The sequence below is a fragment of the Comamonas sp. 26 genome (assembly GCF_002754475.1).
Classification (GTDB): domain Bacteria; phylum Pseudomonadota; class Gammaproteobacteria; order Burkholderiales; family Burkholderiaceae_C; genus Comamonas.
Genome location: NZ_PEFL01000002.1, coordinates 286,808 through 302,753, shown reverse-complemented (window position 1 = coordinate 302,753; position 15,946 = coordinate 286,808). Strand labels below are relative to the sequence as shown.

Genomic DNA, 15,946 nt, shown 5'->3' with positions numbered 1-15,946 from the left:
GGCTCTGGGCTTGTCTGGCGCTGCGGACGAGTCAGGCCGATAAAATCCCTGTTTCTGCTTTGCACAGCCGCCGCACTCATCTTCTGAATTGGCGGCCTGTGGTTTTACGGGATTGCTGTCCTTACATGTCTACATCTGCTCCTTCGCACAACCAGCTCGACACCAAGGCCGAGGCCTGGTCTGCCCTGTTCTCTGAACCCATGAGCGACCTGGTCAAGCGCTACACCTCCAGCGTGTTCTTTGACAAGCGCATGTGGCAGGCCGACATTCAGGGTTCTCTGGCCCACGCCGAAATGCTCTCGGCCCAGAAGATCATTGGCACTGATGACTTTGCCTCTATTCAGAAGGGCATGGCGCAGATCACTTCGGAAATCGAAGCTGGCAGCTTTGAGTGGAAGCTGGATCTGGAAGATGTGCACCTGAACATCGAAGCGCGCCTGACCGCGCTGGTGGGCGATGCCGGCAAGCGCCTGCATACCGGCCGCAGCCGTAACGACCAGGTTGCAACCGACGTGCGCCTGTGGCTGCGTGGCGAGATCGACCTGATTGAAGGTCTGCTCAAAGAGCTGCAACTGTCGCTGGTTGAAGTGGCTGCCAAGAATGTGGACGTGATCCTGCCCGGTTTCACCCACCTGCAAGTGGCTCAGCCTGTGAGCTTTGGTCACCATATGCTGGCTTATGTCGAGATGTTCAAGCGTGACGCCGAGCGCATGCTGGACGTGCGCAAGCGCGTGAACGTGCTGCCCCTGGGCTCTGCCGCGCTGGCTGGCACTACCTACCCGCTGGACCGCGAACGCGTGGCCAAGACATTGGGCATGGAAAGTGTGTCGCAAAACTCGCTGGATGGCGTGTCTGACCGTGACTTCGCCATCGAGTTCACCGCTGCTGCATCGCTGTGCATGGTGCACGTGAGCCGTCTGTCCGAAGAGCTGATCATTTGGATGAGCCAGAACTTTGGCTTCATCAAGATTGCCGACCGCTTCACCACCGGCTCGTCCATCATGCCCCAGAAGAAGAATCCCGATGTGCCCGAGCTGGCACGCGGCAAGACCGGCCGTGTGGTCGGTCACCTGATGGGCCTGATCACCCTGATGAAGGGCCAGCCCCTGGCCTACAACAAGGACAACCAGGAAGACAAGGAACCGCTGTTCGACACCGTCGATACGCTCAAGGACACGCTGCGCATCTTCGCCGAGATGATTGGCGGCCAGCTCAACCCTGCGACCGGCACCAAGGAAGGCGGCATCACCGTCAATGCGGAGAACATGCGCGCTGCAGCCTTGAAGGGTTACGCCACCGCTACCGATCTGGCTGACTACCTGGTCAAGAAGGGCTTGCCATTCCGGGATGCCCACGAAACCGTGGCCCATGCCGTGAAGCTGGCCACCATGAAGGGCGTGGACCTGACCGAGCTGCCACTGGCAGAGCTGCAGGCCTTCAACCCCAACATCGAAGCCGATGTGTTCGAGGCGCTGAGCCTTGAAGGCTCGTTGAATGCCCGCAATACGCTGGGCGGCACGGCTCCGGCTCAGGTGCGTATCCAGCTGGCCAAGCATCAGGCTCGTTTGGCTTGATGACTAGTCGCACTGTGGCGTAACGATCACGCCTTAAAAGCGCCCTTTGCCGGGCGCTTTTGTTTTGGTTAGGCTCAAAAATCACAAGGAGAAAACACATGACCCAATCTCGTCGTCAATTGCTCAAGGCCGGTGTGGGGGCTGCAGCAGCATCGGCTCTGGGTTCGGTGGCCTGGGCTTCGTCGGGACAGCCCATTCGCATTTTGGTGGGCTTTCCGCCTGGTGGCGGCTCGGATGCGATTGCGCGCCTGCTGGCTGAAAAGCTCAAAGATGAGCTGGGCGGCGTGACGGTGGTAGTAGACAACCGCCCCGGCGCTGGCGGCCAGATTGCGGCGCAGTTGCTCAAGGCAGCACCTGCCGATGGTCATACGCTGTTTCTCTCGCATGACCACACCATTTCCATCCTGCCCCAGGTTGTGAAGAAGCCCGGCTTTGATTCGCAGCAAGACTTCATCCCCGTGGCAGGCATTGCCACGTTTGTGAATGCGCTGGCGGTTTCCAGCAACACGCCAGCCAAGAATCTGGCCGAGTACGTGGCATGGATCAAGGCCAACCCCAAGCGCGGCACAATCGGTATTCCGGCACCGGCTTCTACGCCAGAGTTCCTGGTCAAAATTCTGGCTGATCACTACAAGCTCGATCTGGTGGCTGCTCCGTACCGCGGCAGCGCTCCGCTGCTGGGGGACATGCTGGGTAATCAGATTCCGGCAGGCATCGCATCGGTGCCCGATTTCATGGAGAACCACAAGGCCGGCAAGATGCGCGTGATCAGCGTGCTGGGTGCCAAGCGTCAGGCATCGATGCCCGATGTGCCCACGCTGCTGGAGCAGGGCATCAAGGGTTTTGAAGAGCTGCCTTACTACGGCATCTTTGCGCCCAAGGGTGTGCCACAGGCGTTTGTGGATCGTTTCTCGGCCGCCGTCGGCAATGTGCTTAAACAGCGTGACGTTTACGCGCAACTGACGGCCTTGGGTCTTACTGTGGGTTATATGAATCCTGCGCAACTGGCGGCCAGAGAGACAGCCTATACCCGCGTTTGGACCGGTATCATTCAGCGCAGTGGGTTCCAGCCGCAGTAATTTGCGCTTGCAGTACATGCTCAAAGCCCTGCTCACTTGTGAGACAGGGCTTTTTTGTTGATGCACTTGCCGCGCTGTCGTGGTGGATTCCAGACTCCAGATTCAAACAGCCAGAGCAGGCCTAGTGCCTGCTTTTAAAAAGGATGACTGTATGACCAAGCCGTACGCAAAGACGGGCAGAACGGAGGGGCATGCACCGCGCTGGCGCATGCTGCTGAATGCGAGTTTGCTGTGGGGCCTGAGCGCCGTGGCTGCACATGCAGCCGGTGTGCGCCAGTTCAGCCCGCAGGGTGATGTGAGCAAGGTGGGGCAGGTGGTCGTGCAGTTTGATGCAGCGGCCGTGCGCTTTGGCGATCCCAAGGCCGCCGCTCCCATTAACCTGCAGTGCAGTGATGCTCAGGCTGCCAAGGGACAAGGCCGCTGGAACAGCGAAAAGGAATGGGTGTTTGACTTCACCCAGAATCTGCCCGCTGGCGTGCGCTGCACGGCTTCGCTAAATCCTCAGTTCAAAGCTGTCGATGGCAAAGTACTGACGGGCGCTGCCAGCTATCAATTTCAGACGGGTGGCCCGCAGGTTGCTGATATCGCACCGGACACCTATGAAGAGGTTGATGAGCAGCAGTACTTTGCGTTGCGCCTGACGGGCGCGGCCACGGCAGACAGCCTCAAGCAGCGCGTCTGGTGTACGTCTGAAGGCGTGGGTGAGCGCATTCCTGTGCAACTGATTGAGGGCAAGGATCGCGATGCCGTGCTCAAGCAGCGGCACTGGGACAAGGATGCCGTCAAGCACCCGCAGAACTATGCCGTGCTGGCCTGTAATCGCCGCCTGACTTCGGGCAGCAAGATGACCCTGGTCTATGGCAAGGGTGTGGTCATGGCCAATGGCCTGGCCAGCAAGGATGAGCAGCGTTATCAGTATCAGGTGCGCCAGCCGTTCACGGCTGATTTCAGCTGCGAGCGTGAAAACGCCAACGCCGCCTGTTTGCCCATTCGCCCCATGCGACTGTCTTTCAGTGCGCCTGTGCCGCGCAAACTGATTGAGGCGATTCGCCTGAAGAGCGGTGCCTCGGCGGTCGCTCCCATCATTGAGCAAAACGGCGACAAGCTGGCCGAAGACTCACTGGTGGATAGCGTGACCTTCCCGGCCACCATGACGGCCAGCACCAAGTATGTGGTGGAGCTGCCGCCGCAGTTCAAGGATGCTGCGGGCCGCACGCTGAGCAACGCCAACATGTTCCCGCTGGCCACGGCCACTGGCAATATGCCGCCACTGGTGAAGTTTGCTGCTTCTCCATTCGGCATTGTCGAGCGCTTTGCCGAAGGCCCCAAGGGCCCGGCGCTGCTGCCCGTGACGCTGCGCAATGTGGAGCCGCAGCTTACCGGCAAGTCTCTGGATGCCAGCGTGGTGCGCACCAAAAAGGGCGGCTCCGACGCGGACATCATCGCCTGGATCAAGAAAGTCGAGCGCTATGACAGCTATAGCGTGGAACGCAAGCGTGCTGCCCGCGATGTGAAGGTTTTGCCTCCAGTCATCAATGACGACAAGAACTGGGTGCAGACACGCATGCTGTCTCTGCTGGACGGACAGAGCCAGACACAGACGCTGGAGCTGCCCAAGGCAGCCAAGAATGACCCGCGTCCGTTTGAAGTGGTCGGTATTCCGCTGAATCCCGGCTTCCAGGTTGTCGAGATCGCCTCGCCCATGCTGGGTCAGTCGCTGCTCGACGAGGGCTATGGCGCGGGTCGCACCATGTATGTGCGTACCTCGGTGCTGGTGACCAATCTGGCCGTGCACTTCAAGCTGGGCCGCGAAAATTCCGTGGCCTGGGTGACGACGCTGGACAAGGGCAAGGCCGTGTCTGGTGCCACGGTTCAGGTTTCGGACTGCAGTGGTCAGGCAATTGCCTCGGCTGTGAGCAACGAGCAGGGCGTGGTGACCTTCAACGGTCTCAACCCCAGCCCGCCCGACTGCCGCAATGACGGCGACTACCGCAGTGCCTCCTATTTTGTGAGTGCTCGTGCCAAGACCGATGCAGGCGAGGAGCTGGCGTTTGTCTGGAGCAACTGGAACAAGGGCATTGAGTCCTGGCGCTTCAATGTGCCAACCAGCTCCAGCAGCAAGCGTGACGAAGTGGCGCACACGGTGTTTGACCGCATGCTGTTCCGCGCGGGCGAAACCGTGTCCATGAAGCATTACCTGCGTGCACTGACCGGTGCAGGCAAGAACTCCAAAGGCTTTGATCAGACTCCAGAAAAGCCCGACCGCCTGACCATTACCCATCTGGGTAGCGGCCAGCGCTTTACGCAGGCTTTGAGCTGGTCTGCCAATGGCAGCGCGATCAGCGAATTTTCTATCTCCAAAGCGGCGAAGCTGGGTGAGTATTCGGTAGAACTTGGCTATGAGAATGGCAACAACAGCGGTCGCCGCTCCAGCTTCAGCACCGGTATTTTCCGCGTTGAAGAGTTTCGCCTGCCTGTGATGGAGGGCCGCGTAGGCCCGGCCAGCAAAGATGCGCTGTATGGCGCGAGTAGCGTGCCTGCTGAAGTGCAGATCAACTATGTCTCCGGTGGTGCGGCTTCTAATCTGCCCGTCAAGGTGTCGGCGCTGCTGCGTTCCAAGTCGCCAGACTTTTCTGGCTGGGATGGCTTCAGCTTCAACCCGCCGCGCAGCGCGCAGGATGTGGGCAACAGTGATGATGAGGAGAGCTCTGCCAGCGACGACACCAAGGTGGTGGCAGACAAGCTGCCCGTGACGCTGGACAAGAATGGTCTGGGCAAGGTCACCATCGACAAACTGCCCAAGTCCACTGAGCCGCGCGAGCTGCTGATGGAAGCGACTTATGCCGACCCCAATGGCGAGGTGCAGACTCTACGCGGCACACGCACCATCTGGCCTGCGGCTGTGGTGGCTGGCGTGCGTTCCGAAAACTGGATTTCGGTGGATCGCAAGCTCAGCTTTCAGGCGCTGACGCTGGATACGGCCGGTAAGCCGCAATCCAGTGTTCCTGTGAAGGTCGAGGCTGTTGCACGCATTACCACTTCCAGCCGCAAGCGACTGGTAGGTGGTTTTTACAGCTATGACAACCAGACCACGCTCAAGCCTTTAGGCACTATTTGCTCTGGCACCAGCGACAGCCACGGTCTGCTGCAGTGCGAGGCGCAGCTGTCTCAGCCTGGTGAGGTGGAGCTGATCGTCAAGGCCTCTGACAAAGATGGCCGCAGCAGCCAGGCCGCTGCATCGGTCTGGGTGACGGGTAAGGGCGAGATCTGGTTCGGCGGCGAAGACCATGACCGCATGGATGTGCTGTCCGAGCGCAAGAGCTATGAGCCCGGCGAGACCGCACGCTTTCAGGTGCGCATGCCTTTCCGCCGCGCAACCGCGTTGGTGTCAGTGGAGCGCGAAGGTGTTGTGAGCACGCAAGTCGTTGAGCTGACGGGTGACAACCCGACGGTAGACGTCAAGATTGAAGAGAACTGGGGGCCCAATGTTTACGTCAGCGTGCTGGCGCTGCGGGGCCGTCTGATGGAAGTGCCTTGGTACAGCTTCTTCACCTGGGGCTTCAAGTCGCCGGTGGAGTGGTGGCGTGCTTTCTGGAGTGATGGCAAGGAGTTCATTGCGCCCACATCGATGGTCGATCTCTCCAAGCCCGCTTTCCGTTTCGGCATGTCTGAAATTCGCGTGGGTTTGAAGAACCACACGCTTGATGTGAAGGTGACTTCGGACAAGAGCAGCTACAAGGTGCGCGGCACGGCCAAGGTCACTATCAAGGCTATGCTGCCTGACGGCAAGCCTGCTGCAGGTGCCCATGTGGCGCTGGCCGCCGTGGATCAGGCCTTGCTGGAGCTGATGCCCAACACCAGCTGGAACCTGCTGGACGCCATGCTGACGCGCCGCGAGTGGGGTGTGCAGACATCCACCGCGCAGATGGAAGTGATTGGCCGACGACACTATGGCAAGAAGGCCGTGCCCGCGGGCGGTGGCGGTGGCCACAGCCCAACGCGCGAGCTGCTCAATACCCTGCTGGTGTGGGCACCCAATGTGGTGCTCGATGCGAACGGCATGGCGCTGATCGACGTGCCGCTCAACGATGCGTTGACCACCTTCCAGGTGGTCGCCGTAGCCGATGCGGGCGTGAGCCTGTTTGGTACAGGCCAGACGGCGATTCGCACCACGCAGGATCTGCAGATCATCAGCGGCTTGCCGCCGCTGGTTCGCGAGGATGACCAGTTCCGTGCTCAGGTGACGCTGCGCAATACCTCGGCCAAGGCCATGAAGGTGGAAGTGACGCCGCGCGCCACCATGCTGGAACTCAAGCCACAGACCGTAGAGATTCCGGCAGGAGAAGCGCGCGAAGTGGCATGGGACGTCAAGGCTCCGGCCCAGCTATCAGGCACGCGTGCTGAAGCATTGATCTGGGAGATCGCCGCGCGTGACACCAGCGGTGGTGCCGACGCTGCGCAGGATGCCCTGAAAGTCAGCCAGCGCATCGTGCCCGCCGTGCCATTGACGGTGCAGCAGGCTACGCTGGTGCAGGTGAACGGCACATATACCGTGCCCGTGAACCCGCCCGCTGATGCGCTGCCCGGCCGTGGTGGCCTGCAGATGTCGCTGGTGCCGAAGCTGACCGAAGGTCTGCCCGGCGTGCGCGACTGGTGGGCCCGCTATCCCTACTCCTGCCTGGAGCAGACGACCAGCAAGGCCGTTGGTATGAACAACGCCGAGCTGTGGGCTAGCACCATGGCGCAGCTGCCCAACTATCTGGACAGCGACGGCCTGGCCAACTACTTCCCATCGACGGATGGTGGCGTGAATCGCGGCAGCGATACGCTGACGGCGCACCTGATCAATCTGTCGGCCCTGGCGCAGGGCGTGGACAAGCGCTTTGTGCTGCCAGCGGCCGAGCGAGCGCACATGGAGGACGGCCTGATCGCCTTTGTGGAAGGCCGTATTCAGCGTAACTTCTGGAGCCCGCGCAAGGATCTGGACATGCGCAAGCTGGCCGCCATTGCCGCGCTGGCGCAGTCCGGCAAGGCCACGCCACGCATGCTTGACAGCATCAACGCCACGCCCAACCAGTGGCCCACGCATGCGGTCATCGACTGGGTGATGCTGCTGCAGCGCATGAACGATGCACCGCAGCGCGATGAACGTCTGGCCCAGGCTATGCAGATTCTGCGTGCCCGCCTGACCTTCAACGGCACGCGTGCCGGCTTCTCGACCGATCAGGACGATAGCTGGTGGTGGCTGATGCAGGGCCCCGACGTGAACCTGGCGCGCCTGATGCTGGTGACCATCAATGATCCCGCCTGGGCAGAGGACATGCCTCGTCTGGTCAGCGGCTTTATTGCGCGTCAGCAGGGCGGTGCCTGGAGCACGACTACGGCCAACCTCTGGGGGGCGCTGGCACTGCGCCGCTTCTCGCAGAAGTTTGAGTCCGAGGCTGTGGCTGGTACGACAGTCGCCACCATGAATGGCAACGAAGCCAAGGTGAACTGGGCCGACGTGAAGCGCGCTACATCTGAAGATGTGCAGGGCGCAGCCCATGCGACGAGCATGTTTGGCGAGCCTGTGCGTGCTGGTGGCTTGCTGAACAACAGCATGTTCATGCCCTGGGCCAAGGCCGGTAAGGGTCAGCTCAGCGTGACCCAGCAAGGCACGGGCAAGCCCTGGCTGACCGTGCAGTCCGTGGCGGCCGTGGCTCTCAAGGCCCCGTTCAGCGCGGGCTACACCATCAAAAAGACCATTACGCCGGTGGATCAGGCGGACAAGAGCATGTTTGGTGGTGGTCAGTACTCACGCGGCGATGTGCTGCGCGTGACGCTGGAAGTACAGGCCAAGACCGATATGACCTGGGTGGCAATTACCGACCCTGTGCCCACGGGGGCGACCATTCTGGGTGGCGGCCTGGGCCGTGACTCGGAAATTGCGACCAAGGGCGAGCAGAAGGAGGGCGCAGGCTGGCTGGCCTATGAAGAGCGCAGCTTCGAGGCCTACCGCGCCTACTACCAATACCTGCCTGCAGGCACGACCAAGGTCGAATACACCGTGCGCCTTAACAACGCCGGTGACTTCGCCCTGCCGCCCACACGCGCCGAAGCGCTGTATGCACCTGAGATGTTTGGTGAGGTGCCCAACGCACGCGTGAAGGTTATCGACAAGCGCTGATGAGTCGGGGCTGATGCCTCGTCTTTAAGCAGACTTGAGTGGAGTGAAAATAGCACCCAGCGCTTTTGAAACAAGCCCTGGGTGCTATTTAATTTATGCCCCTGCTTGTGGGGCAGACCCGGCTTCAGCGGTGCATGCGAGAAAGGGGGCTATCCAGAACAGCCTGCACGCATTGCCTCAACTTGGAAGTCAGACGGCTGCACAAAAAGGTTGCTGTCAGATATTTCTCGCCGCTGTCCCACGCATTTCGTTATGGTGTGCACATACACAATGTGACCTTCTGCAACCCAATGCGCCAAGACCTTTTGTCCGCGATGCCAGTGGGCGTCTGACACCTGGATCATGGAGCAACTGCCAGGGGAGAAATCCATGCCTGAAGCCAGTGATAAAGCAACGGAAACCTCCACGCCGTCTGCTGCTTCTCCACCTTCTTCTACGGGCGCGGGTGAGGACTCTGTTCCGCGCACTACCTTCGCTGCGCCGGTGGTCGTGCCTGCGCTATTGGCGCTGGGTGCTCTGCTGCTGTATTGCGGACTCATGCCCCAGCGTGCCGATGCCTTGTTCTCGGGTGCCCAGGCCTGGGTGGTAGGACATCTGGACTGGTTCTACATGGTCTCTGTCACGCTGTTTCTGGTGTTTCTCGTGCTCTTGGCAGCCAGCCGTTTTGGCGATATCCGGCTGGGTCCTGACGATGCCGAGCCGGAGTTCAGCTTTCTCTCCTGGACCTCCATGTTGTTCGCTGCGGGCATGGGTATCGGTCTCATGTATTTCGGCGTTGGTGAGCCGCTGCAGCATTATTTGAAACCGCCCACCGCTGCGGGAGCCACGCCTGCGGCAGCGCGTGAGGCCTTGCAGTCAACGTTCTTTCATTGGGGCTTTCATGCCTGGGCTGTCTACGGAACCATGGGGCTGGTGCTGGCCTATTTTGGTTTTCGCTACAACCTGCCACTGACAATGCGCTCAGGCCTGTATCCACTGCTCAAGGAGCGTATTAATGGCCCTGTAGGTCATGGCGTCGATGCCTTTGCCCTGGTAGGGACGATCGCGGGGATTGCCACAACCTTGGGCTATGGCGCGCTGCAACTGGCTGCGGGCTTGCACACATTGACGGGCTGGGACACATCAACGACGGGGTTTCGCGCCGGGGTCATCGTCGTCGTGGTGGTGCTGGCGGGTATCTCGGCCGTATCGGGGCTGGACAAGGGCGTGAGGCGTCTGAGTGAATTCAATTTGTCGCTGTCCTTTCTGTTGCTGGGGTTTGTGGTCGTCGCCGGACCCACGGTGTTTCTGTTCCAGGCCCTCAGTGAGAATATTGGCAACTACTTCTCTGATCTGGTGCGGCTGTCGCTACGCACCTTTGCCTATGAACCGGCAAACGACCCGGCCTGGTTTGGCGGCTGGACCATTCTTTACTGGGCCTGGTGGATTTCCTGGTCACCCTTTGTGGGCATGTTCATCGCGCGTATCTCGCGCGGGCGCACCATTCGCCAGTTCGTCATCGGTGTGCTGCTGGTGCCGACGGCCTTTAATCTGGTGTGGATGACAGCCTTCGGCAATAGCGCCATCTGGATTGATACGCATGTGGCACAGGGGGCGCTCAGTCAGACAGTGGGCAATGTCGATGCCTTGCTGTTTCGTTTCTTTGAGTATCTGCCCTGGTTCAAAGTGGTGGCCTGGCTCGCCATCTTGCTGATCGCCGTGTTCTTCGTCACCTCGGCGGACTCGGGCGCCTTTGTGGTGGACACCATCGCCTCACGCGGTCACCCGCACTCGCCGGTCTGGCAGCGCCTGTTCTGGGCTGTGATGCTCGGTTTGACGGCTTTGGTGCTGCTGCTGGCGGGCGGTCTCAAGGCCCTGCAAGCGATGACCTTGGTAGCGGCCGTGCCAGTGACCCTGATCATGTTGGCGCTGTGCTACGGATTATGGAAGGGGCTGCTGGCTGACCGTGCGCATTTCACGCAGGACTTGGCACCGGCCACCAGTTTCTGGAGTGGTTTGCACTGGCGCAAACGTCTGGAGCAGATCGTGCATCAGCCCTCGAGTGCGGATGTTCGCAAATTTCTTGCGGGTGTGGTGCTTCCTGCCATGCGAGAGGTTGCGGTCGAAATGCAAAAGCGTGGCGTGCAGGCCGTTGTCAGCGAGGAGTCTGTTGCCGATGGGGAATTGCGCCTGACGATTCCCAATCCGGCGCTGCGTGATTTCGTCTATGGCGTGCGCAGCACGCGTCGTGCCGTGCCTACCTTCATGATGCGAGATGCGGCCAGCGAAAGCACACGTCGCCATGTCTACGAACCCATGACCTTCTTCGAGGATGGTCGCCAGGGTTACGACATTCAGTACCTGCGATCCGAAGAAATCATTGCCGACATATTGCGTCATTACGAACGCTATCTGTCGCTCAGTGCAGATCAGCGCACGCAGCTGCTCAATCGCGCGCCCGGGCATAGTTGAACAGGCCAGCGCGTGAGAAAGAGAGGTGTTTGCCGCTTCTGTGCAGCGCCTCATTCACGCGTGCGTCAAAGTACGGGTCTATATTCAGTGCTTTGTTCAAGGAGTTGAAGATGGCCGGACCCGCTGCTGCTGGTGTGCTGATTTATGCCAAGGATTTCCATTGTCTGGCCCGCTTCTATGAGCAGGTGCTGCGCATGCAGCGCTTGCATGCAGATGAGCACATCATCGTGCTGGAGTCCGCCGCGCTGCAGTTGGTAATTCATGCCATACCTGCCGAGATTGCAACGCAGGTCCACATCGACACACCGCCGCAGCGTCGTTCCGATGTGGCGCTCAAGTTCTTCGTCACCGTGCCTGCGATTGCCGAGGCCGCAATAGCGGCAGAGAAGCTTGGCGGGCAGGTGTTTGATGAGCGCTGGCAAGGCCCCGGCTTTGCGGTCTGCAACGCCATGGATTGCGAAGGCAATGTGTTCCAGTTGCGCGAGAATCTGCTCGCAGATCAGTAGCCTTGCTTTGTAAAAATAATAGCTTCTAGCGCTTTAAAGATAAGCAATTCAGCCATTTTCAATGCATAAGAAAGCCAAGAGATGAAGGTCCTGACCTGGAACACGCAATGGTGCTGCGGTATGGATGGAAAGGTCAGTGTGGAGCGTGTCGTGCAGCACGCGTTGCAGATGGGTGAGCAAGGCGATGCTGGCGCTCTAGATGTACTGTGCCTGCAGGAGATTGCCGTCAACTATCCAGCTCTTCAAGGCAGGCCCGGCGACCAATTGGATGAGCTAAAGGCGCTGCTGCCGGGCTGGCAGATCTTTCTGGGCGCATCCATTGATGAGTTCACCGCGCAGGGCCATCAGCGCTTTGGCAATGTGATTGCTACGCGCTTGCCGGTGCTCCAGGTTCAGCACTACCCGCTGCCCATGCCTGCTGATGCAAACCTACGTTGCATGCAGCGCATGTGCTCGGTGGTGACCGTGAGGGATACGGTGCTGGGGCCGGTGCGCATCATGACGACTCACCTTGAATATTTCTCGAAACGCCAGCGTATGGCGCAGGCCGTCGCTTTGCGTGATTTGCAGATACAGGCTTGCGCGCTGGCCGATGCGCCGCCGCAGCCTGCCAGCGATGGATCGCCTTATCAGACCAAGCCACACACCCGCCATGCCGTGCTGTGCGGGGATTTCAACTTTGAGCCGCATGAGCCTGAATATGCGGCCTTGTCTGCACCTTGGACAGCCGGCGAGCAGGGCAGTCTGCTGCCCGGTCAGTGGCTCAATAGTTGGGAGGTGTTGAACCCCGGGCAGCCGCAGCCGCCAACCTTCAGGCTAGTGGACAGAACCTGGGGCGCTGAGCCAGGTGCTTGTGACTTGATTTGGGTCAGCGAGAGCCTAAGTGAATATGTGCAAGCTTGGCGGGTGGATAGCTCTACGCAGTCGTCCGACCATCAGCCTGTGATGTTGACGCTGGCTTGAACTAGCCGTTATGGTCGAGCTTGAAATAGACGAGCTGCAGCGCAAGCTGCAATGTTGTTGAACCCTTTAAGAGAGGAGCTTTCATGCCTGTAGAAATTCCATCCATGTCCATCATGTTGCACCGCAGCTGGTGGGTGCTCTTGTTGCGTGGTGCTGCTGCCATTATTTTTGGTGTACTGACCTGGATGCAGCCCGTGGCTTCCGCAGCGGCATTGGTGCTGGTGTTCGGGGCCTATGTGTTTGTCGATGGGCTGCTGGGCATCTATACCGCCATCAAGAGTCGCAAGCAGTCACGCCACTGGTGGCTGGTGCTGCTCTGGGGTCTGACGGGCGTGATCGTCGGCGTGCTCACTGCCATCAATCCGGCAGTCACCGCGCTGGTGCTGACCATTTATATTGGCGTCTGGGCCTTGATAACCGGCGTGCTGCAAATCGTGGCGGCATTGCGTCTGCGCAAGGAAATCGATGGCGAATGGATACTGGTGCTCGGCGGTCTGCTATCGGTGTTGTTCGGCATCTTCGTGCTGGCCCAGCCCGGCGCGGGCCTGATGGCCATGCTGTGGGTTCTGGCAACCTATGCGGTCATCTTTGGCGTGTTGATGGTGATCCTGGCCTTCAAGATCAAAAAAGTCACCGCTATCTAAAAGCGAAATACGCTTCCCATCAGCGGCTCCCCGGAGCCGCTTTTTTTATCCCGTAGCTGCTGGTGCATCTTTGGGACAATGCTTGATGAATTCAAACGGTGTACAACAGACATGGAACAAGGCATGTGGCGGTATTTCAAGACCCTGAAGCCGGGAAAGAACTGGCGTTCTTTGGCTGTGATGACGGGCTTGCTTGGTCTCGCGGCGGCCAGCCATGCGGTCCCCAGTTTTGAAGAGGTGCGCCGCGATCATCGCTCCTCGGAGACACTGCTGCTTTCGCGGGAAGGGGAGCTGCTGCAGCGCCAGCGCACCGACAGCACGGTGCGCAGAGGCCCATGGGTGCCGCTGGCCGATGTGTCGCCTGCTTTGCGCACCGCGTTGGTGCTGAGCGAAGACAAACGCTTTTATGAGCACAGCGGTGTGGACTGGGCGGCTGTCACATCTGCTGCCTGGGGCAATCTCTGGAACACGCGCACCCGGGGTGCCAGCACGATCACCATGCAGTTGGCCGGCTTGCTGGATGGCGACTGGCGACAGGGACCAGGCGGGCGCAGCGTGGTGCAGAAGGTGGGGCAGGCGGTGGCCGCCCAGGTGCTGGACAGGCGTTGGCGCAAGGATCAGATTCTGGAGGCCTATCTGAATACGGTGCCCTTCCGGGGCGAGATCGTTGGCATCGATGCCCTGTCGCAAAGCCTGTACGGCAAGGCTGCGCATGGGCTGGATGCGCGTGAGTCCGCGATTGCTGCGGCTCTGGTGCGTGCGCCCAATGCCTCGGTGGAGCGCGTGGCCCAGCGTGCCTGTGGCGTGTTGCAGATCATGATTCCTGATGATGTGGCGGCGCGCAATTGCGCTGAGTCAGGCTCTGCCCTGCAGCTTTACACCGCCAGCGTGCTGCAGCGCCGCCAGTGGCTGGCCAGCGAAGGCGTAGCGCCGCACTTTGCACGCCGCTGGCTGGCACTGCCGCAAAACAAAGGGCTGGCGCAGGTGCGATCCACTTTGAGCGCTCCCTTGCAGCGTTTTGCGGTGAGTAGCCTGCAGCAGCATCTGCGTGAGCTGCAAGGCCGCAATGTGGAAGATGGTGCGCTGGTGGTGCTGGATAACCGCACGGGAGAAATACTGGCGTGGGTGGGCTCATCGGGCGCGATGAGCCAGGCCTCTGAAGTCGATGGCGTAACAGCCATGCGCCAGCCTGGCTCAACGCTCAAACCGTTTTTGTATGCGCAGGCGATTGCTGAAAAGCGCATCACGGCGGCATCGCTGATTGAAGATTCTTCGGCCCAGATCAACACGCAAAACGGCCTCTACATTCCACAGAATTACGACCGCCGCTTCAAGGGCTGGGTGTCGGCCCGTACGGCATTGGCCTCATCGCTTAACGTGCCTGCGGTGCGCACGCTGGTCATGGTCACGCCCGATGCTTTCTTTACCCAGCTCAAAAATCTGGGCCTGCCGCTGCGCGAAAGCGGCGGCTACTACGGCTTCAGTCTGGCGCTGGGCAGCAGCGAGGTGCCTTTGCTGCAGCTGACCAACGCTTACCGCGCGCTGGGCAATGGCGGTGTTTATCAGCCGGTGAACTGGGCGGTGGTTGCAGGCAGCCGTAAGGCCGGTAGCAAACCCAGTGATTCGGTGGCCGACGACAAGCCCGTGCAGGCGCTGGATGCCCAGGCCGCTTTTATCGTGGGCGACATACTCTCCGACAACATGGCGCGCGCGCCCACGTTTGGTACCGACAGTGTGCTGGCCACGCGCTTTTGGTCAGCGGTGAAAACCGGCACCAGCAAGGACATGCGCGACAACTGGGCCGTGGGCTGGTCTGAGCGTTACACCGTGGGCGTGTGGGTGGGCAATGCGGGAGGCGAGGCCATGCACTCCGTCAGTGGCACCAGCGGTGCAGCGCCCATCTGGGCTGAGGTGATGGGGTTTTTGCACCGCAAGACCCCCAGCAGGCCACCCAAGGCACCGGCCGGAGTGCTGAATCAGCAAGTGAAGTTTGGCCTTGCGAGCAATGGCAGCATGCCGATTGAAAGTACCCGCAGCGAATGGTTTGTGACTGGCACGCAGCAGCCGCTTTTTGCTATGGACTCCATAGCTGCTAGCGCTGATCATTCAAAGGCTAGAGGGCGAAAAGACTCAAAATCTGCAGCGAACCCGGAGCAGACAAAAGAATCTGCCAGCATCCTGCGCCCGGCGAGTGGAACCATTCTGGCGCTGGACCCAGACATTCCGCCCGACAGCCAGCGCGTGCAACTGGTAGCGCGGCAGGCCGGCATGGCTTCAGAGCAGGCCTGGCATGACAACAGTCTGCGCTGGCAGCTGGTGACGCGGCAATACTCTGCACCTCCTGCTGGGTCGCCCCCCAACACCAAACCCGTGATGCGCGAAGTGCGCCGAGAACTTGGGCGCGGCAGCCAGCTTGGCTGGTTGCCATGGCCAGGGCGGCATCAACTGGAGCTGCAGGATGCATCGGGCAAGCTGCTGGACAGCGTCTATATCGAGGTGCGCGGCGCTGGCGCGCTGGTCGCAGGGCCTGAAGACATCAAGAAAAAAAGATAGGCATGAAAAA

The 15,946-nt window shown here is 60.2% G+C and carries 8 protein-coding genes; all 8 read left to right on the top strand.

All coding sequences use genetic code 11. The features are described 5' to 3' along the window. The first annotated feature begins 125 nt into the window (after window positions 1-125). The 8 genes from argH (at window position 126) to pbpC (ending at window position 15,936) form a co-directional block, all read left to right on the top strand. Window positions 126-1,574: an argininosuccinate lyase gene (argH, locus tag CLU84_RS15920; RefSeq protein ID WP_099738285.1), complete on the top strand. Its 1,449-nt coding sequence runs from the start codon at window positions 126-128 to the stop codon at window positions 1,572-1,574. 98 nt (window positions 1,575-1,672) lie between these two features. Beyond that, window positions 1,673-2,653: a Bug family tripartite tricarboxylate transporter substrate binding protein gene (locus CLU84_RS15915; RefSeq protein WP_099738283.1), complete on the top strand. Its 981-nt coding sequence runs from the start codon at window positions 1,673-1,675 to the stop codon at window positions 2,651-2,653. 151 nt (window positions 2,654-2,804) lie between these two features. Beyond that, a complete protein-coding gene (locus CLU84_RS15910; protein WP_099738281.1) occupies window positions 2,805-8,819 on the top strand; it encodes an alpha-2-macroglobulin in 6,015 nt (2,004 codons plus the stop codon). A gap of 369 nt (window positions 8,820-9,188) precedes the next feature. Beyond that, window positions 9,189-11,270, top strand: coding sequence for a BCCT family transporter (locus CLU84_RS15905; protein ID WP_099738280.1), 2,082 nt, complete (start codon window positions 9,189-9,191; stop codon window positions 11,268-11,270). Between the two features lie 110 nt (window positions 11,271-11,380). Then, window positions 11,381-11,776, top strand: a complete 396-nt coding sequence (locus CLU84_RS15900) for a VOC family protein (RefSeq protein WP_099739068.1) — start codon at window positions 11,381-11,383, stop codon at window positions 11,774-11,776. Window positions 11,777-11,857: 81 nt separating this feature from the next. Beyond that, window positions 11,858-12,739, top strand: coding sequence for an endonuclease/exonuclease/phosphatase family protein (locus tag CLU84_RS15895; protein ID WP_099738278.1), 882 nt, complete (start codon window positions 11,858-11,860; stop codon window positions 12,737-12,739). 83 nt (window positions 12,740-12,822) lie between these two features. Beyond that, complete coding sequence (locus CLU84_RS15890) at window positions 12,823-13,383, top strand: HdeD family acid-resistance protein (protein ID WP_099738276.1); 561 nt, start codon at window positions 12,823-12,825, stop codon at window positions 13,381-13,383. 180 nt (window positions 13,384-13,563) lie between these two features. Beyond that, window positions 13,564-15,936: a penicillin-binding protein 1C gene (pbpC, locus tag CLU84_RS15885; RefSeq protein WP_369826879.1), complete on the top strand. Its 2,373-nt coding sequence runs from the start codon at window positions 13,564-13,566 to the stop codon at window positions 15,934-15,936. Window positions 15,937-15,946 lie beyond the last annotated feature (10 nt).

Coding starts and splice junctions, on each gene's coding strand:
- CLU84_RS15905 (WP_099738280.1), top strand. CDS start 9,189: ATGCCTGAAGCCAGTGATAAAGCAACGGAAACCTCCACGCCGTCTGCT.
- CLU84_RS15910 (WP_099738281.1), top strand. CDS start 2,805: ATGACCAAGCCGTACGCAAAGACGGGCAGAACGGAGGGGCATGCACCG.
- CLU84_RS15895 (WP_099738278.1), top strand. CDS start 11,858: ATGAAGGTCCTGACCTGGAACACGCAATGGTGCTGCGGTATGGATGGA.
- CLU84_RS15890 (WP_099738276.1), top strand. CDS start 12,823: ATGCCTGTAGAAATTCCATCCATGTCCATCATGTTGCACCGCAGCTGG.
- CLU84_RS15900 (WP_099739068.1), top strand. CDS start 11,381: ATGGCCGGACCCGCTGCTGCTGGTGTGCTGATTTATGCCAAGGATTTC.
- pbpC (WP_369826879.1), top strand. CDS start 13,564: ATGACGGGCTTGCTTGGTCTCGCGGCGGCCAGCCATGCGGTCCCCAGT.
- argH (WP_099738285.1), top strand. CDS start 126: ATGTCTACATCTGCTCCTTCGCACAACCAGCTCGACACCAAGGCCGAG.
- CLU84_RS15915 (WP_099738283.1), top strand. CDS start 1,673: ATGACCCAATCTCGTCGTCAATTGCTCAAGGCCGGTGTGGGGGCTGCA.